The 18,576-nt window shown below is 51.7% G+C and carries 20 protein-coding genes; 13 read left to right on the top strand and 7 right to left on the bottom strand.

The features are described 5' to 3' along the window. A partial coding sequence (gene dapA / locus LBJ25_05585) for a 4-hydroxy-tetrahydrodipicolinate synthase (GenBank protein MDR1453426.1) occupies positions 1-804 on the bottom strand: 804 nt, incomplete at its 3' end. Between the two features lie 108 nt (positions 805-912). Between dapA and LBJ25_05580 the strand changes: the two genes are divergently transcribed. The 7 genes from LBJ25_05580 to ispH all read left to right on the top strand — a co-directional run bounded on the left by LBJ25_05580 (position 913) and on the right by ispH (position 8,673). Next, a complete protein-coding gene (locus LBJ25_05580) occupies positions 913-1,239 on the top strand; it encodes an RNA-binding protein (protein MDR1453425.1) in 327 nt (108 codons plus the stop codon). Further along, positions 1,202-1,750: a bis(5'-nucleosyl)-tetraphosphatase (symmetrical) YqeK gene (gene yqeK / locus LBJ25_05575; protein MDR1453424.1), complete on the top strand. Its 549-nt coding sequence runs from the start codon at positions 1,202-1,204 to the stop codon at positions 1,748-1,750. The genes LBJ25_05580 and yqeK overlap by 38 nt, the downstream gene beginning before the upstream one ends. 62 nt (positions 1,751-1,812) lie before the next feature. Further along, positions 1,813-3,048: an LCP family protein gene (locus LBJ25_05570; GenBank protein MDR1453423.1), complete on the top strand. Its 1,236-nt coding sequence runs from the start codon at positions 1,813-1,815 to the stop codon at positions 3,046-3,048. Between the two features lie 2 nt (positions 3,049-3,050). Continuing rightward, positions 3,051-5,492 carry a DNA mismatch repair protein MutS gene (gene mutS, locus LBJ25_05565; GenBank protein MDR1453422.1) on the top strand — a complete coding sequence of 814 codons (2,442 nt, stop codon included), beginning with the start codon at positions 3,051-3,053 and terminating at the stop codon, positions 5,490-5,492. A gap of 64 nt (positions 5,493-5,556) precedes the next feature. Then, entirely contained in the window at positions 5,557-6,534 is a 978-nt protein-coding gene (locus LBJ25_05560; protein MDR1453421.1) for a hypothetical protein, read from the top strand. 27 nt (positions 6,535-6,561) lie between these two features. Beyond that, the gene (locus tag LBJ25_05555) at positions 6,562-7,830 is read left to right on the top strand and encodes a hypothetical protein (GenBank protein ID MDR1453420.1); all 1,269 of its coding nucleotides are present in this window, start codon (positions 6,562-6,564) and stop codon (positions 7,828-7,830) included. Beyond that, positions 7,831-8,673, top strand: coding sequence for a 4-hydroxy-3-methylbut-2-enyl diphosphate reductase (gene ispH / locus LBJ25_05550; GenBank protein ID MDR1453419.1), 843 nt, complete (start codon positions 7,831-7,833; stop codon positions 8,671-8,673). It begins immediately after the preceding gene. Positions 8,674-9,055: 382 nt separating this feature from the next. On the opposite strand, the gene LBJ25_05545 is transcribed toward ispH, so the two are convergent. Beyond that, positions 9,056-9,502, bottom strand: coding sequence for a hypothetical protein (locus tag LBJ25_05545; protein MDR1453418.1), 447 nt, complete (start codon positions 9,500-9,502; stop codon positions 9,056-9,058). A gap of 20 nt (positions 9,503-9,522) precedes the next feature. Continuing rightward, a complete protein-coding gene (locus LBJ25_05540) occupies positions 9,523-10,719 on the bottom strand; it encodes an adenylosuccinate synthetase (GenBank protein MDR1453417.1) in 1,197 nt (398 codons plus the stop codon). Between the two features lie 236 nt (positions 10,720-10,955). On the opposite strand from LBJ25_05540, the gene frr reads away from it, so the two are divergent. Genes frr through map form a run of 5 tightly spaced genes read left to right on the top strand, consistent with a single transcriptional unit; the run spans position 10,956 to position 15,024 of the window. Then, positions 10,956-11,492, top strand: a complete 537-nt coding sequence (gene frr, locus LBJ25_05535; protein MDR1453416.1) for a ribosome recycling factor — start codon at positions 10,956-10,958, stop codon at positions 11,490-11,492. Between the two features lie 2 nt (positions 11,493-11,494). Then, positions 11,495-12,235: a di-trans,poly-cis-decaprenylcistransferase gene (uppS, locus tag LBJ25_05530; GenBank protein ID MDR1453415.1), complete on the top strand. Its 741-nt coding sequence runs from the start codon at positions 11,495-11,497 to the stop codon at positions 12,233-12,235. Then, on the top strand, positions 12,228-13,115 hold the full coding sequence (locus LBJ25_05525; protein MDR1453414.1) for a phosphatidate cytidylyltransferase: 888 nt from the start codon (positions 12,228-12,230) through the stop codon (positions 13,113-13,115). The genes uppS and LBJ25_05525 overlap by 8 nt, the downstream gene beginning before the upstream one ends. After that, positions 13,112-14,281 (top strand): 1-deoxy-D-xylulose-5-phosphate reductoisomerase, encoded by a 1,170-nt coding sequence (locus LBJ25_05520; GenBank protein ID MDR1453413.1) that lies wholly within the window; start codon positions 13,112-13,114, stop codon positions 14,279-14,281. The genes LBJ25_05525 and LBJ25_05520 overlap by 4 nt, the downstream gene beginning before the upstream one ends. Beyond that, positions 14,263-15,024 (top strand): type I methionyl aminopeptidase, encoded by a 762-nt coding sequence (map, locus tag LBJ25_05515; protein MDR1453412.1) that lies wholly within the window; start codon positions 14,263-14,265, stop codon positions 15,022-15,024. The genes LBJ25_05520 and map overlap by 19 nt, the downstream gene beginning before the upstream one ends. Here the strand turns inward: map and LBJ25_05510 are convergent. The 4 genes from LBJ25_05510 to purE are packed head-to-tail and all read right to left on the bottom strand — an operon-like array spanning position 15,021 to position 17,189. Continuing rightward, complete coding sequence (locus LBJ25_05510) at positions 15,021-15,389, bottom strand: hypothetical protein (protein MDR1453411.1); 369 nt, start codon at positions 15,387-15,389, stop codon at positions 15,021-15,023. The two genes, map and LBJ25_05510, sit on opposite strands and share 4 nt — an antisense overlap. Before the next feature lie 30 nt (positions 15,390-15,419). Then, the gene (locus tag LBJ25_05505) at positions 15,420-16,127 is read right to left on the bottom strand and encodes a hypothetical protein (protein MDR1453410.1); all 708 of its coding nucleotides are present in this window, start codon (positions 16,125-16,127) and stop codon (positions 15,420-15,422) included. Then, positions 16,127-16,747 (bottom strand): CvpA family protein, encoded by a 621-nt coding sequence (locus LBJ25_05500; protein ID MDR1453409.1) that lies wholly within the window; start codon positions 16,745-16,747, stop codon positions 16,127-16,129. The genes LBJ25_05505 and LBJ25_05500 overlap by 1 nt, the downstream gene beginning before the upstream one ends. A gap of 1 nt (position 16,748) precedes the next feature. Further along, positions 16,749-17,189 carry a 5-(carboxyamino)imidazole ribonucleotide mutase gene (gene purE / locus LBJ25_05495; protein ID MDR1453408.1) on the bottom strand — a complete coding sequence of 147 codons (441 nt, stop codon included), beginning with the start codon at positions 17,187-17,189 and terminating at the stop codon, positions 16,749-16,751. A gap of 140 nt (positions 17,190-17,329) precedes the next feature. On the opposite strand from purE, the gene LBJ25_05490 reads away from it, so the two are divergent. Next, positions 17,330-18,436 carry a CCA tRNA nucleotidyltransferase gene (locus LBJ25_05490; GenBank protein MDR1453407.1) on the top strand — a complete coding sequence of 369 codons (1,107 nt, stop codon included), beginning with the start codon at positions 17,330-17,332 and terminating at the stop codon, positions 18,434-18,436. The last annotated feature ends 140 nt before the right edge of the window (positions 18,437-18,576 follow it).

The following is an 18,576-nucleotide window of genomic DNA, read 5'->3' as shown; positions in this document are numbered from 1 at the left end:
ACGGGGAACGCCGCATTTAAAGCCCAGCAGATTTAAAGCCGCTTTGACTGGCGCGGGATTGGTCGTGATGAAAATCACCTGAAAAATATCCTGTAATTCCCGGTTTATCTCCTCGGCGGTCGGCACGGCGCCGGTAAAATAAGCCTCGACCATTTTTTTCATTTGTTGACCGACCAAATGCGCCGCCACGGACACCACACCGTAACCGCCGGCCTTTAAGACCTCCAGCGCAATATTGTCATCGCCGGCGTAAGTCAGAAAATCTTTAGGCGCGGCGGCGATGATTCTTTTAATCTGCGCCAGATCGCCGGAAGCTTCTTTGACCGCGAAATAATTGGGCAGCTCGGCCAGACGCAGAGTCGTCTCCGCTTCCATGTTGCGGCTGGTACGCCCGGGAATATTGTAAAGCATCAGCGGCAAATTCACCGCGTCATTGACCGCTTTGAAATGCTGGTACAAGCCTTCCTGCGTCGGCTTGTTGTAGTAAGGCACGACCAGCAGCGCGCCGTCCACGCCGAGAGCCTCCGCGCGCTGAGTGTATTTCACGGCCGTCGCTGTACTGTTCGAGCCGGCGCCGGCGATAACTTTTGCTTTTGGCCCCAGACCCTTTTTGACTTCCTTAAAAAGTGTGCGTTCTTCTGCGTTGGTCAGCGTGGGCGACTCCCCGGTGGAGCCGGCTAGCACGATCGAGTCCGAGCCGTTGTCCGCCAGATAGTTGGCCAGACGCACCGCCTCGGCAAAATCTACCGAGCCGTCCTCTTTGAACGGCGTAACCATCGCTGTAATTATGCGGCCAAAATTCATGGGCGGATTATAGCATATCCCTAAAATTAAACCGCTCCTCCTCTTGCAATCTATTTTTAAAAGTTCTAAACTATATTAAAAAATAGGCGCGGGGGAGAGTTAAAAAATATGGAATTAGACACTTTAGAAAATAATTCTCAAGAAACTTCGCAAGGAAGAGTTGCGCAAATCTATCTTGGCAATGTACCGTGGAAAGCCTCGCCTGAAGATATTTCTATGTTGCTGTCCACACAGGCTAATTTGCAGGTCAAAGACGTGCGTATCGTCAAAGAAAAAAACACTGGCCGGTCGCGCGGTTTTGCTTTCGTAGATATAGTTAATAAAGACCCGGAGACGGTCATCAAAAACGCGCCCGAGCTGGTACTGCAAGGACGCACACTGACCGTCAAATACGCCAATGCCCGCAAAGAAAAACTCCCCGAATTCAGCTTATAAATTACACCGATTCCAGGCGGTTCTCCAGCAAAGTCTGACCGCGGAAAAATACCGGCATTCTTTGCGCACGGCGGAGTGGGCTAAACAGATCGCCGCGCTCTGCAATTATGACACGGACGCCGCTTATCTCGCCGGACTTTTGCACGACTGCGCCAAAACTGCCGACGCGGATTATTTATTAGCGCAAGCCCAAAAGCACCGCCTGCGTTTGGCCAAAAAATACAGAGAAAACCCGCTGCTGCTGCACGGTCCGCTGGGCGCGGTTTGGGCGCGTGAAAAATTCGGCGTCACAAATCAAAAAATCCTTAACGCGATACATTATCATACGCTTGGCCGCGCCGGGATGGGCAAACTGGAAAAAATAATTTACGTCGCGGATTATTCCGAACCCGGACGCCACGGCCCGGCAGCGCGGGAGATCCGCCGGCTGCTGCGGAAAAACGGGGATTTGGAGCAGGCCGTAAAAATCAAAAGAGAGACCAACGCCAAAAAATTCGGCCTGGCTGTATAAAACGAGAGCGTAAGTTAAACTGGCGGCTGCAAAAGCGCATCTTGTGCTAAAATACATCCGTCATGTTCAGCGGCGCGCAAAAGAAAATCCTGATAATTATCGCCATTGTTTCGATAGCCGGGGCTTTAAGCGGCATCCTGATCAATGTCCTCAATTACAGCGCCGAAACTTTTGGCATGCTTGTCAAGCTGCTTACCATGACTTTTCCGCAGCGGCATCTCTCGAACAACACCACCGTGCTGATCATGGGCGTCGACAACAGCGCGGACAATATCCGCCGCGCCGACACGATCATGGTCGCCAATCTCAATCCTTACACGAAATATATCGGCGTGCTGTCCATACCGCGCGACTGCCGCATGCCCGTGCCCGGCCACGGCCAGACCAAGATCAACCACGCTTACGCTTACGGTGGCCCGCAGCTGCTGCGCGAGGCTGTGTCCAATTATCTGCAGACGCCGATCCCTTACTATATAGAAATCGACATCAATGGACTGGCCGCGCTGGTCGATCAGATCGGCGGCGTGCCGCTCGATGTGGAAAAACGCATGTATTATGTTGACCGCGCTGGCGATCTGTACATCGATTTGCAGCCGGGCTATCAAGTGCTTGATGGCAGCAAAGCCCTGCAGTATGTGCGTTTCCGCAACGACGCGGCGGTGGATCTCGGGCGCATTGAGCGGCAGCATAAATTTTTGCAGGCTGTCGGCAATAAACTGCTGAAAGCTAATATTATTTTCAAAGCGCCGACGATGATCTTTAAAATGGCCAAATTTGTGCGGACCAACGCGCCGGCGTCGCTTTTTATCGACGTGGCCAACCGCGCCAAGGAGGCCTATCAGCTTGGGCATCTGGATATTGTGACCATACCCGGCGCGCCGGTGGACATCAATGGCGTGGCTTATTTGCAGCCGGACTGGCAGCGCACGCAAAATCTAGTGCAGCGCGTGATCCGCGGCTATGAGTTTTACACGCCCAGCCTGCCGCCGCTCAAAAAACCGCCGGAACTCTCCATCGAAGTGCTCAACGGCAGCGGCGCTGCCGGCATGGGACGCAATATGGAAAGAAAATTAAAAACGCTCGGCTATTCAGTATGGAATACCAAAGACGCCGGCCGTTTTGACTACGGCGAAACGATCATTATCAACTGGCAGGGCACGGCGCTGGAAGACGAGGCGCATATTCTGGCGCGCAAACTTTACATCAACCCCGCCAATATTTTGACGCGCCAGCCGCAGAACAACACGAATTTAAGTTTTTCTCTTATCGTCGGCCATGACTGGCCTATCGAACGTTGATCATGCGCAGAGAAACGCCTGAGGCCACACCGATGATGCGCCAGTATTTGGACATCAAGGCGCGGCATCAGGACGCTATTGTTTTTTTCCGGCTGGGTGATTTTTATGAAATGTTTTACGCTGACGCCGAATTGGCGGCGCGGGAATTAGAATTAACGCTGACCGGCCGCGGCAGCAAAGAACACAAAATGCCGATGTGCGGCGTGCCATATCATGCGGCGGATAATTACATCGCGCGGCTCATCAACAAAGGCTACAAAGTGGCGATCTGCGAGCAGGTGGAAGATCCGGCTCTGGCCAAAGGCCTGACCAAACGCGAAGTCACCAAGATCATCACGCCGGGCACGTTGATCGACGAAAAGTTAATTTCCGACAAAGCGGCCAACTATCTGGCGGCAATTACCAGCGCGGACAGCAAAGACGAAACTTTTGGCCTGGCTTTCGCCGATATTTCCACCGGCGTTTTCAAAACCGCTGAGCTGCATGGACAGGAAAATCTGCGCGCGGAAATTCTGCGCCTCGACCCGAAAGAAATCATTTACACCGCCGCGGAAAATCCGGCAGATCTGGCCGTACCCGCTACGCGCGTCGATCTGCCAGGTGTGGAAAGCGCGCTAAAAATTTTGGCGCATTTTTCCCGTGATACGGCGCGGGATTTTGCCCTGGAAAGCAAACCGCTGGCTTTGCAGGCCGCCGCGGCGGTTTTCAATTATTTTAAGGCCGCGCAAAAAACCGAACTGAAACAATTAACCAGACTGGAAACTTATCTGCCGCAAAACTATATGTATCTGGACAATGCCTCGCGCAAAAATCTGGAACTGACAGAGACTATTCGCAGCGGCGGCAAGACCGGCTCGCTATACGGACTGCTGGACAAAACCAAAACGTCCATGGGCAGCCGCCTGCTTAAAGAATGGCTTTGCTATCCTCTGCTGGACCAAACGGAAATCGAGAGCCGCTACGCCGCGGTCGGCGAATTGTTAAATGATCTGGTGGCGCGCGCGGAACTGACCGAATTGTTAAAAGATGTTTATGATATCGAACGGCTGATCGGACGCATCACCAACGGCAACGCCGGCGCGCGCGACCTCGTCTATCTGAAAGAATCGCTGCGCGTCATGCAGAGTTTAACGCCGACTCTGCGGCAGTTTTCCGCGCCGCTGCTGACCGCGCTCAATAACAGCGCTCAACAAAAAATTCTGCAGGAAATCTGCAGCCTGATCGACCAGGCCATCGTTGATGAACCGCCGTTGCTGGTGACCGCCGGTAATATTTTCCGTGACGGTTACAACGCCGAACTAGACGAACTGCGCCGGATCAGCCGCTCGGGCAAACAATGGATCGCCGAGCAGGAAAGTCAGGAACGGGAGCGCACCGGAATTAAATCGCTGAAAATCGGCTACAATTCGGTTTTCGGTTACTATATAGAGATCTCGCACGCCAACCGCGATCTCGTGCCGGAAAATTACATCCGCAAACAAACGCTAACCACCGCCGAACGCTATATCACGCCGGAATTAAAAGAAAAAGAGGAATTGCTGTTGAGCGCCGGCAGCCGCATAGAAAAACTGGAGCATCGCCTTTTCAGTGAGCTGCGGCAAAGTATCGCCGCGTCGACCAGAGAGATACAAAACGCCGCGCGGGCGGCTGCCGCGCTGGACACGCTGCTGGCTCTGGCACAAAACGCGGCGGAGAGACATTTCGTCCGGCCCAGTATTCTCAAGGACAGCGCGGCTAAACTTTACATTAAAAATGGCCGCCATCCGGTCGTGGAGCAGGCGCTCGGGACAGCGGCGTTCGTGCCCAACGATCTGTTCCTCGCGCCCGCCGACACCCGCTTGCTGCTGCTGTTCGGCCCCAATATGTCCGGCAAATCCACTTATATGCGGCAGACCGCGCTGCTCGTGCTGCTGGCGCAGGCCGGCAGTTTTGTGCCGGCGGACAGCATGGAATTCACGCTAGTCGACCGGCTTTTCACGCGTGTCGGCGCGATGGACGATCTTTTTTCCGGCAAATCGACTTTCATGGTCGAGATGGCCGAGACCGCCAATATTGTGCGCAGCGCCACGAAAAATTCGCTGATAATTCTCGACGAAGTCGGACGCGGCACCAGCACTTATGACGGCATGGCTATCGCCTGGGCTTTGACGGAATACATTTATCTGCGTCTCGGCGCAGCCACAATTTTTGCCACGCATTATCATGAACTCGCACAGCTGGCCGGTAAATATCCGCAGATCAAAAATTGCAATGTGTCTGTCGCCGAAAAAGGTCAGGACATTATTTTCCTGCACAAAGTCGCGCCCGGCCCGGCCAGCGGCAGCTACGGCATACACGTGGCGCGGCTGGCCGGACTGCCGGAAGAGATCACCGCGCGCGCCGCGCAAATCCTGTCCACGCTGGAAAAACCGCAGACCAGCAGCGGGCAAATAAGTTTATTTTAAACTTAAATATGCTATGCTATTAGTAAGTTATCGTACATCTATGAATTTTCAGGAGAGGTGTTTCATGAAAAAAATATTAAAAATCCTGATAGGAATTTTCGCAGCTCTGGTTTTGTTCGGCTGCGGACAGACCAATCTCCTGCAATGGGCGGCTCCAGAGTCCAAACAGGACAACATCGCAACCGCGCGTCAAGCTATCGACGAAGGCCAGTACGACAAGGCCTATAATTTAGTCCAGGGCGACAATAGCGCCGAAGGAAAAATAATTCGCGCGCAGGCTTTGCTTGGCCGCTCGGACATCGACCTCGCGGCGATCATCGTCGCGCTGAATAAGGACGCTATTGACCTTGGCGGCGGCAAAAAATCCGGCAGTCCGGCGCTCAAACTGGAAAGTTTAATTGCAGACCCTGCCCATAGGAACAACGTGCTGGCCGCCGCTGATCTTTTTCTGGAGGCCAGGCCGAACAAAACTTCCGACCGCGTGATCGGCGCGCTGGCCGGACTGCTGGCGCATGTGGCCAATCTGCGTAATGCGGTCATTATTGAGGGAAAATCAGATTTTAAAGATTACATTTCTGGCAAGTCCGATCAGGATGACTGTGAAACTTTTTACACCGCGCTCGGCTCGAACAAATTAGCCTACATCACTATGGCGGTTAATTTTCTGGATAATGGCAGCGAGGACATTAAAGAAGCTGTCGCCTCCGCTAATGCCGCGCTAAAAACAATAGACGCTTCTATAGATTTTGTAGCCAAAGCAAAAAATGCCAAAGGTGATCCTACAACTAATGAAAGCGTCTATGTGGAGATCGCCAAAGATTTACTGGATAATATAGATGAGGCTCTGTTCAAAAAATTTGGTTACGAAGGCACAAGCTCTGGCAAACTATCACTTGCTGAGTTGAAATCTCAAATTAACAAAGTGTTATTAGACGAAACAGATAGCACGGCCAAAACCGCCATTGTCAATGAGATCAAGAACGCCAATCTGCCGGCGCAAGCTGCGTCTTGGGAAGCCGTCAAATTGTTGTTCGGCTTGTAATCGGATCGCAACGCAAAGGAGAACAAGATGAAAAAACTTTTAACTATACTTCTGCTTTCCGCGCTGGGCTGCGCGGCAGCTCGTCCAGCCGCTTATTTCAGCCCCAAACGTTTGGGCATGGGCGGCGCGGGCATAGCGGTCGTCGAAAGAGAAAACTCCTATTTTTACAATCCGGCGCACGCGGCGGCGATCAAAAGTTCTTTTCATCTGCCGCCTCTGTTATTTATGCCGAATACTATTTATTACAACGCCGAAACTCAGGATGTTCTCAATAAAGTAGACTGGAACACTGGCAGCGACGGCGACAATAAAGATAGTGAAATTGTGGAAACATTCCGCAAAGTTATTCCCGCCAAATTGGGCGGCGGCGGCAGCTACTCAGCCGGACTGGTTTTCAGCCCGGACAATCTGGGCAGTTTTGCGCTCGGAGCCTACGGCCAGGGACAATTTGACGCCAAAGTTCTTAACCGTCTTTCTCCGCGCTTTGACCTGGCTGGCAGTGTTCAGGGAGTTTTCGCGCTAACTTACGCCCGGGAAATACCGCTGGAATCTTTTTCGCGGCTAAAAAATCCCGTGGCTGGCATCACATTTAAACACATCTCCCGCGCGTCGTTTTACGACCCTGAGGAAGACGCGGAAATGCTTTCTCTGGAAGTGCTGGAATTAATGGGCGCAGACGCCACGCCGCCGCTTTCCGGACGCGTGGGATCCGGCTGGGGGATCGATCTGGGAGCGCAGACCGGCCTCGACACACCAGCTGGCACGGTGACCGCCGCGGTAACGCTGCAAAATCTTTTCACCACTCTGCGCGGCACGCAGTATGAATTTGTAACCAGCAACGAAGACCTCGATAATTTTGAGTCAGCCGCGTATAAACAAGCTATCCCTCTTACCGCAACTTTCGGCCTTGCCCTGCGTTCCTCGCTTTTTGCCGATCCGCCGTTTCAGCCGGAAGACGCGGCCAATGACAACCTGCCTCTGCTCTCGCAGACTTTTAAATATGCTTACGGATTTATGAATTTTATACTGCAGGACACGACTTACGCCGCGGATTTTGATTTTATCGCGCCGGACAGCACGTTTTTCCAGCGCCTGCATCTGGGTCTGGAGCAGCCGTATTTCAACGGACTGATCGATCTGCGCCTCGGCCTCAATCAAGGCTACCCGACTTTTGGCCTCGGCGCCAATCTCGGCTGGTACCGCGTAGGTTTCTTGTATTACACGGAAGAGCTGGGACGGGAAATCGGCCAGCAGCCCACGTCTTACTATGTCCTGCACAGCAGTTTTGTTTTCTAAATGAAAGTTGTATTGATCGAGCCCCGTGGTTTTTGTCGCGGGGTACGTCAAGCCCTACAGCTGCTGGACAACACGCTGCAAAAAAGTTCCCCTGTCTACGTTCTAAATGAGATCGTGCACAATAAAACCATCATTGATGTTTACCAAAAAAAAGGCGTTATTTTCGCGCAAAGTATTCAGGAGGCGCCGGCTGGCAGCCACATCGTATTCAGCGCGCACGGCGTGGCGCCGGAAATAGTCCGGCAGGCCAAAGAACGCCGCTTGAAAATTATCGACGCCACCTGTCCGCTGGTCAAGAAAGTGCATCAGGAAGCGGCGGCGTTTACCCAAAAAAACATTCCGATCATTTATATTGGCCACAAAAAGCACGAGGAAGTCCGCGGCGTTTACGGCGAGGCTCCGCACAACATCACCATTGTGGAAAATTTGAAGGATGTTTCCCGTCTGCCGCGCGCGCGCGCGCAGTATGCCGTGCTGACCCAGACCACTTTAAATATTCGGGATACGCAGGAAATTATCGCCGAACTGAAAAAACATTTTCAAATAATTGAACCGCGCCAAAAAGATATTTGCTATGCCACCGCCGCGCGACAGGAAGCAGTACAAAAAGCCGCGCCGCAGGTCGAGGCCGTGATCATTATCGGCTCGCGGAACAGCTCTAATTCGATACGGCTCAAGGAGATCGCCGAAGCCGCAGGCGCGCGCGCGTATCTAGCAGACAGCTGTCAAGAACTGCCGCCAGAAATCAAAAAATATCAGTCCATCGGCCTCACTTCAGGCGCTTCCGCGCCGGAGTATTTGGTGCAGGAGTGTTTGACCTATTTGCACAGCCTGTCCAAATAGAAAGTCCGTCTTAAAAATAGGCCTGCAATTCTAGAGCCTGACGCCAGGCTTGTCAGCTAAAGCAAGGTGCTTCTTTTGTCTGCTGTCAATAGCGCTCAAAATATCCGCGCAGCTGATCCCAATTAAGCCAAGCAAGAGCAGAAAAACTTTTAATGTTTTTTTCTCATACTTAAATATCCCGCCGCATCGCCTGCGCGGCAGGATTATACAACGTCATTTTTTATAAATAAGTTTGCGGGGCTTTCCAGAATTTACTGTCTTTATTTTCAAAGACTGATATTCTTTTGTCGTCAAAGGCCTGCCCAAGTTTTGAGCAAGCTCGATAGCCTTGCGGTTATCATACTGCAAAATATCTTTTTTCGATCTGACTAAAATTAAACTTTTAGACACAATTCTTGCCCTTCAAATATCTATTGACTAAATTTCTGCTGGCTTTAGTATCAAAATACAAACGGTCGCCATACAATATTTTTGCTCCATATTTATTTACATAATGGTCTTTCAGAATAGTTTTACTGTCAAAAACTACAAAACCATCAAATCCGGCGTCCAGTGAATCTTTAGCCACATACGCAAATAACATGCCCGCTACATTTTCGATTTTTCTATTTTTGCCAATATTTTCTGGCGCCAGCTCTATACGATAAATAATATTATAACGTGAACTGGGAACTTCCTCAAACTCTGCCAAACCTTGTATGGCATTTTTATCAAAAAAAGCGATTTTTTGGGACACCGCCCCAAAAGATTTTTCCCAATCAAATTTCCAACCGTCCTTTTTTAACCGCCTAGCTGTAGAAATTAAAATATTTATGGACAGCAACTTCATATCATATATATTATAACATTTTAAATATCCCGCCGCATCGCTTGCGCTCTGTCCGGGCCAGTGGAAACCAGCGTGATCTTCACGCCGAGCAATTCCTGCAGCCTGGCAATATACTTCAGGGCTTCTGAAGGCAATTCGGAAAAAGAGCGGCAATGCGTCGTGTCTTTTTGCCAGCCGTCGACTTCTATATAAACCGGTTTGGCACGGGAAAATAATTCCAGATCGGTCGGCAGATCCGCGACAGTCTGGCCGTCAATTTCATAAGCCGTGCAGATCTTTATTTTCGACAGTTTGTCCAGCACATCCAGTTTTGTTATCACTAAATCAGTCAGACCGTTTACTCTAACCGCGTGCTTGACCACCACCGCGTCAAACCAGCCGCAGCGCCGCGCGCGCCCGGTGGTCGTGCCGAACTCCGCGCCTGCCGCGCGCAAATACTCCCCGTCTTTGTCGAACAACTCTGTCGGGAACGGCCCTTCGCCAACACGCGTAGAGTAAGCCTTGACCACACCCCAAACTTCGTCAATTTTCGTGGGGCCGATGCCGGAGCCAGTGCAGGCGCCACCGGCGGTAGGATTGGATGAGGTCACAAAAGGATATGTGCCGTGATCCACATCGAGCATAGTGCCCTGCGCGCCCTCTAGCAGAATATTTTTGCCGGCGGCCAGAGCTTCATTGAGATATTTCACGCTGTCAATAACGTAAGGCCGCAGTTTTTCCTGAAATTCACTTAAATCCGCCGGCGTGTTTTGGCGCAAAAAAATTTCCAGCCGCGCGCCAGACCGGTCGATTTTGTCAACATAAGCCGGGCCGATCCCGCGCCCCGTCGTACCGATTTTTTTGTCCGCCGCGCGCCCGGCCTCCTGCTCACGGTCTTGCTTTTTATGTTTGGCCAAAATCAAATGCGCCGCGGAAGAGATTTTGAGATTGTCCGGACTAACTTTGACACCGCGGCCGCGCAGCATGGCGATCTCCTCCAGCAGGACATCGGGATCGACAACCACGCCATTGCCGATCACGCAGACTGTTTGGGGGAACAAAATTCCTGACGGTATCAAATGCAGCTTAAAAATTTCCTGCCCAACAATGACCGTATGGCCGGCATTGTTGCCGCCCTGATAACGCACGACAATATCGGCATGCTCGGCCAGCAGATCGGTGATCTTGCCCTTGCCTTCATCGCCCCACTGCGTGCCAACCACTACACGAACTGTCATAAAAACTCCCCGGAAATAATCAAAATACAAATTATTTTACTCGATTTTCAGGAAATAATAAACCAGAGGCCTCGAACGGTTGCGTTGCCTAACGGCCGGGCAAAAACCACGCCGGGTATGGTCAACCCTAGTACAGGAAATTTTAAAAAAATCACAGTCCAATTTTCGCAGATTTTGTAATATAATAGGCGGGATATTTCTTTATATGAATATATGAAATATTTAGGAGGAAGTTTATGCAAGAACAGGAAATCAGAGCCAGAATGGACAAAGCGATCGACAGCTTGAAACGCAATTTTGCTGGTGTGCGCACCGGCCGCGCCAATCCCGGGCTGGTGGAAAATGTGCCGGTGGAAGTTTACGGCCAAAAAATGGCGTTGCGTACCATCGCGGCGATCAATATTCCGGAAAATAAAATTATCAGCATCACGCCGTATGACCGCTCCAGCGCGCAGGCTATCGAGAAAGCGATTTCTTTGTCTGACCTGGGACTGACGCCCAAAAATGAGGGCGGCGTGGTTTACGTGCGCCTGCCGGAGCTGACCCAGGAGCGGCGCAAAGAGCTGGAAAAGATCGCCAAAGGCATAGCCGAGGAGTGCAAGATCGCAGTCCGCAATCTGCGCCGCGATTTTTTGGAAGAGGCGAAAAAATCCGGCGCGTCGCAGGATGAGATCAAAGGTCTGCAGGACAAAGTGCAAAAAGTAACCGACCAGTATAATGCCAGAGTGGAAGAATTACTCAAGACCAAAGAAGCAGAGATAAACGAAATCTAAAAATGTTGAGTATCTGGACAGATATTCAAAGACGCAGATTGTTACACTCGGGAAATATTCCCAAACATGTGGCTGTCATCATGGACGGCAACGGTACCTGGGCGGCGCGCCGCGGCTTGCCGCGTACCGCAGGACATTCCCGGGGCGCGGAGGCATTGCGCCGCGTGACCACCGAGGCCGCGGCTTTGGGCGTGAAATATTTGACGGTTTACGCTTTTTCCACGGAGAACTGGAGACGACCCCAAGCGGAGATCGATTATCTGCTGAATTTGTTCCTGAAATATTTGCGGGAAAAAGTGCCGGATCTGGTCCAGAACAAAGTGACTATCCGTTTTTTAGGCGGGCTGAAAAAATTTTCGCCGCAGCTGCAAAAATTAATGAAGATAGCGGAACAAAAAACCACTTATGCCGCCAGGCCGCTGCTGACGGTCAATGTCCTGCTAAATTACGGCGGGCGAGCGGAAATAGTCCGCGCGGCCAACGCGGCGCTTCAGGCTGGAGAAAAAAAACTGACGGAAAATTCTTTTGCCAAATATCTGTATACGGCTGATTTGCCGGATCCCGATCTTTTGATCCGCACTTCCGGCCAGCTGCGCCTCAGCAATTTTCTGCTCTGGCAGTCGGCCTATACGGAATTTTGGTTTACGCGCAAATGCTGGCCGGATTTTGACGGGCGTTTGTTCCGGCAGGCAGTCCGCGGTTTTCAGCGGCGCCAGCGCCGGAGAGGAGCGCTGCATGCTTAATTTCCGCTCATTTAATCTGCGGAAATTCTGGCAGCGCGTGCTGACTATTGCGGTCTACGCGCCGGTTGTCGTAGCCGCGCTGTATTTTGGCGAACAGCTGTTTTTTATCGCCGTGCTGCTGGGCGTGTTTGTTTCGCTACTGGAGATCTACAATATGTATAATCTCTATTCGCAAAAACATCACGATAATTTTTATTACGGCTATTTATTAGCGGCGCTGCTGCTTTTGGCCGTTTATTTGCCGGAAGGCCGCTACACCTGGGAAAACAATATTTTCTTGCTGCTTTCCGCGGCGGTGATCGGGTTTTTTGTACTGGAATTATTTTGCAAGAAAATTTTCTTTTTGCGCAGCGGATTTTTTTATTTGCTGCGCTCGGTGCTGTACACCGGCCTGATGTATGTGCATTTGATCTTGCTACGCGCGCGGCCGCAGGGTTTTGAATATTGTTTGTATTTGTTTGGCGTGATCTGGGCTAATGATATTTTGGCTTATCTGGTCGGGATCGTTTTCGGCCGGCACCCTTTGGCGCCAGACATCAGCCCAAAAAAATCTCTAGAAGGCGCGGCTGGCGGCTTGAGCGGCGCGATTATTGCTTCGGTTTTATTTAGTACGTTTGAAGGCTTGAGTTTTTCCATCGGCGGCTGGCCGGTTACGATCAACGCTTTGCCGATCAACGTTTGGCAGGCGGTGTTTTTGGGCGCGGCAATTTCGATTTTCGCGCAGATGGGCGATTTGATCGAGTCGCTGCTCAAGCGCGCTTTGCAGGCCAAAGACTCCGGTCAGCTCCTGCCCGGACACGGCGGCGTTCTAGACCGCATGGATTCTTTTGTGCTGACTTTCCCGATCTTTTATTATTTTGTGGTTTACTTTGTCCGATGAAAAAAATTTCTATTCTCGGCTCCACTGGCTCGATCGGCACGCAGGCGCTGACCGTTTTAAAAAATCTGCCTGATTATCGGGTAACTGCGCTGGCCGCCGGAAACAATATCGAATTATTGTTACGGCAGATCAAGGAGTTTCAGCCGGAATTGGTTTCCGTCGCGCGCGCGAGTGACGCCGCGAAAGTCAAAAAAGAATTTTCCAGTCTGGCGGTCTTTTCCGGAACGGACGGCTTGTCGCGCGCGGCCGCTGCCGAGGCGGATACCGTGCTGGCCGCGGTGGTCGGCACGAAATGTATTTTGCCGGTGGTCGAGGCGGTGAAATTAAAAAAAGACATCGCGCTGGCCAGTAAAGAAATTTTAGTCGCCGCCGGTGAGATAATTTTGCCGCTGGTCAAAAAACACGGCGTGAAACTCCTGCCGGTGGATTCCGAACATTCGGCAATCATGCAGGCTTGTCCGCCAAAAGTCACGGACGGCTATTTTAATTATCCGGCGGAAACCATCAGCCGGTTGATCTTGACCGCTTCCGGCGGCGCTTTCCGCGACCTGCCCACCGCGCAGCTGTCCCGGCAAAAGTCCGCCGCGGCGCTCAAGCATCCCAATTGGCAGATGGGCAAAAAGATCACGATCGATTCCGCCACGCTGGTCAATAAAGGGCTGGAAGTTATCGAAGCGCATTGGCTGTTCGACATTCCTTACGCGCAGATCGAAGTTTTGATCCATCCGCAGTCCATTGTCCATTCGCTGGTCGAATACCGCGACGGCTCGGTGCTGGCGCAGCTGGGCCTGCCGGATATGCGTCTGCCGATCCAGTATGCGCTGACTTATCCGCAGCGCGTCGCGGGCGTTGTGCCAAAATTAAATTTGCTGGAAATAAAAAATCTGACTTTTCAGGCGCCCGATCTGCGGAATTTCCGCGGGCTGGCTCTGGCTTACGAGGCCGGCCGGATCGGCGGCACCATGCCGGCGGTTTTCAATGCGGCCAATGAAGCGGCGGTGGAGCTTTTTTGTCAGGACAAACTTGCCTTTACGGAAATTCCGCGCCTGCTGGAGGACATTATGCAAAAGCATGTTATAATAAATAATCCGACGCTGGACGACATTCTGGCGGCGGCGGACTGGGCGAAGCGGCAAGGGGCAAGTTTGTGGCAGAAGATCAGGTAATCCTCAAATCCGAATACGAAATAATGAAAATGGCCGAAGCCGGCAAATACAACGCTTTGTTTTTTCAGGAACTCGGTCAGTATATTCAGCCCGGATTAAACACTATGGATCTGGAAAATTTTGCCTGCGCGTTTTGCGACAAGCACGGCCTCTTCCCGACTTTTAAGTCCGAGCCGCGTTATCACTGGGCATTGTGCGTATCGATCAACGAAGAAGTTGTGCACGGCATTCCTTCAAAACAAAAAATTATTCAAGACGGCGATATTGTCAGCGTGGATATTGGCGTAACGCTGGACGGTTATGTCGGCGACAGTTGTTATACTTATATGGTCGGCAATGTTTCGCCGCAGGCCAAAAAGTTGTGTACCGCCGCGCGCACGGCTCTGGATAAAGCGATCAAAGTCATTCGGCCAGGCGCGACGATCGGCGATATCGGCCACGCGATACAGTCGCATGTCGAGCCGCTGGGTTTTTCTGTCGTGCGCGAATATGTCGGGCACGGCGTCGGGACGCAAATGCATGAGCCTCCATCCGTGCCGCATTATGGTCAGGCCGGCAAGGGACTGGTTTTACAGGAAGGTATGGTCATTGCCGTCGAGCCGATGATCAACGCCGGAGGCTGGGAAACCGAAGTTCTGAAAGACCGCTGGACTGTCGTGACCAAAGACCGCCAGCTTTCCGCGCAATACGAACACACTATTGCCGTCGTCAAAGGCGGCAGCCGCGTGCTGACGGCGGCCTAGTCTTTGCGCATCACCCAGTGCCATTTGAAAAATAACGCCGCTATGGCAATGGCTAACAAGCTGTTGATGAGGTCTTTTATTTTTTTGACCTTTTCATTTTGCAGGCTTTTGGTTCTTTGCTCATCAAGTGTTTTATTGTATTCCTCGAAAGATATTTGAGTGTTTTTGAATTTGTTGTTGAAAGTTTGCAGCCGGTCTATTTTGGTGTCGGAATTCATATAGTAAGGCGAGGTGTTGAAAATCAAATCGGTGATTTTATAGGGCAGCAGCACGGAATTAAAAAGCACTACGCTCATGGCCAGCAAACAAACCAAATAAACATAAATAATTTTGGGTTCCCAATTTTTCTTTGCTTTTTCTGCCATAAAGCCTCCTAAAAATAATTTCTTTAATCATTATAACATAATATTTGTTTGCTGGATAATCAAATGTTTTTGCGGGTCCGGCAGTTCATAGGACAGATTTAATCTGGCCAGGTCTTCGAGAAACCCTTTTTGGAGTTTGGCGGTGTCCAGCCGCAGCTCTCCGGCGATAGTCAACAGTTCGATCTGTACGCGGTCGAGGTATTCCCGCGTCACGCCGGTTATGCCGGTGATCTTGCGAAAACGCACCTGCAGGACTATTTCCAGCGCGGCCGCAAAATCTTTTTTCTGCAGAGCCTGCGCGAAATTTTCCCGCAGCTGATTTTTAAATGTGCCGCCTTTGACCGGCCCGTACTTGCGCAGACTGGCCGTTTTGTATTTTTCTTTTTGCGTTTTTTGATAATTTAAAATATCTTGAATATCCAAAAATATTTCTTTGCTGCGCAACAGTTTTTCTTTGAGCGTTTTGAATAGCGCGCGGTCCAGCGGCTGATTGGCGCGGATCAGATTGAGTCGCAGCGTGTCCAGCAGAATTATTTTGTGCCCCGGCGGCAGATTGCTGGCGTCGCGCAGCCGGCTGTCAGTCAGCAGCAGCAGCAAATCTCTCCAGACCTCGGCCTTGATCTGGTCTTTAGCGCGGTATTCCAGCAAATAATCGGCCTGCGCCGGCAGAATTTCCACGCCCAGAGCTTTAGCGATTTCCTGGCGGAGTTTTTCGAGATTTTCCAGCGGGAGTTCCATTAGTAATAGATTAAACTTTTATATTCCGGCAGTAAAGACGGCGGCGCGCTGATGGTTTCCAGCAGGCCGGGCGGCGGCGCGATCAGGCGTTTGGGCAGGGCGCTGTGATATTTTTGCCAATTGCCCGCGGCATGGTGAAACAAGTCCTGGATCAACGGCTCGCTGAAACGCACCAGCGGCCAGCCTTTGTTGACGAGCGCGGATTCCAGAAAAGTTTTGGTCATGGCCGGCGAGAGGAAAATATTATTCCACAGCGGGAAGATGATAAAGAGCGTGTACAAAACTCCCTTGCCCAAGCCACCGAATAATCCGCAGACCTGATCGAGCGTTTGTAGCGCGGTGTTTTTGATAATAGCCTGCAGGTGCCGGCCGATCTCGTTGATCAGAAAATAAATTATGACGAAAATAATCAGCAGCGCGGTAATATAAGCCGCCGTGCCGGGAATTTTAAACGCCTGCAAAAGTTCCGCGCTGGCCGGCGCGCCGAAAATACAAAACAGCAGTCCGAACAAAGCGCCCAGCGCGCCGAAAAAACTGCGCAGCAGTCCGCGGCGCAGTCCGTACAACATATTGACGGCTAAAATGATCGTAATCAGTCCGTCCAGCCAGTTGAAAGGCATATCAGGCTTTGAGGGATTCTTTGTAGGCCGCGACGGCTTGAGCAAGCCTGGCGTCGGTCAAAGCGCAGATCTGCGCGGCCAGAATGCCGGCGTTCTGCGCGCCGTTGATCGCAACCGTGGCGACCGGCACGCCTTTGGGCATTTGCACAATAGAGAGCAGTGAATCCAAACCGCCCAGATCGGAAGTTTTGATCGGCACGCCAATGACCGGCAGCGTGGTCTGGCCGGCGATAACACCCGGCAAATGCGCGGCTTTGCCCGCGCCCGCGATGATACATTTATATTTTTGGGACGCGCTCCGCGCAAACGCGCTGACCTTTTCGGGATTGCGGTGCGCGCTGGCGATCTCCATTTCATACGCGGCGCCGAGCTTATCCAAAATTTCCGTGGCTTCTTTCATTATTTCCAGATCCGATTTACTGCCCATGATAATGCCGATCATTTTGTCTCTCCTTTGGGTAAAAACAATTTGGCGGCTTTATTGTACCAAATATTGATGTTAAAATCTTGCCGTTGAACCCCTGGCCAAATCCTGCCAGCGGTGAAAAAGCGAGGCTTCAGAATTCAGGAAAGAGGTTGCCAGTGTTTCTAAAAGCGAAAAAATTGGGAGAATATCTCCCGCAAAACGTGAAAGACCTGGCCGCGGTTTTGGCGGAAAAAGATTTCGCCTGTTTTGTGGTCGGCGGCGCGCTGCGCGATATTCTGCGCGGTGATTCCGCTAAAGATATTGATCTGGCGACGGATGCTCTGCCGGAACAGATCGAGGAAATTTTCCCGGATTCGCTGCCGACCGGCAAGGCTTACGGCACGATCACGGCGCGTTTCAACGGCGGGCATTATCAGATCACGACTTTTCGTAAAGAGACTGGTTATTCCGATAGCCGCCATCCTGACGCGATCGTCTATACCAAAGATATCCGTGAGGATGTGGCGCGGCGCGATTTTACGATCAACGCGCTGGCTTATAGTCCGGCCGCCAATGAGTTGATCGATGAGTTCAACGGACTGGAAGATCTACGGAACAAAATTTTGCGCACGGTCGGCGATCCGGCGCGGCGTTTTACGGAAGACGGCCTGCGTGTCCTGCGGGCTTTGCGTTTTCTCGCCACACTGTCGGTTCAAGCTGATCCGGAAAAAAATACCGCCGCGGAAAATTTCACGCTGGAAGAAAATACCGCCCGCGAAGTGGCCGCGCGTCTGCCGGATTTTTTGGATCTGGCGGCCAAAGAAAGGATCTTTGAGGAATTAAATAAAATGCTCCTGAGCGACGCGCCGGATAACGGCGCGGCTTTGCTGGGCTGGCCGGCGTTGAATGAACTGGACAAGCAGGTGCGCTGGGCGGCGGTCGTGCGCGAGCATCCCGAGGTGCGCACGGTGATTTTGGAGAAAAAACTCAACCGCTGGATCGACAAACTTTTGCGCTACGACCTCGATGTGGACAAAGCCTCGCTGGAGATCGCCGATCTCAAAGTCGACGGCATTGACATCATGGGGCTGGGGCCGCGCGGCGCGGAAGTCGGCCGCGTGCTGGAAACTTTGCTGGAAGTCGTGGTGGAAAAACGCAGTCTGAATAAGAAGCTGCTTTTACTGGAGCTGGCTCGAGACATTATGGCCGGCGCAGCAGCGCAGGATATTTTGCGGCGTGAACAGGAGAAAAAAGCGCTGGCCAAAAGCCCGTTAGCTTTGTGAGCGAGATGTTAAAATCTATTTTTTCTACTATAATTAAATTAGATCTAAATTATGCGGGCTTAACTAACGTCGCTACGCTTGTTGGTCTTACTTAACTTCGGGCTTTCAGCCCTTGTTAAGTTCGACGCAGTTGGTAGAGT

It is taken from the genome of Candidatus Margulisiibacteriota bacterium (genome assembly GCA_031268855.1).
Taxonomy (GTDB): domain Bacteria; phylum Margulisbacteria; class Termititenacia; order Termititenacales; family Termititenacaceae; genus Termititenax.
This window is presented reverse-complemented; position numbering and strand designations above follow the sequence as displayed.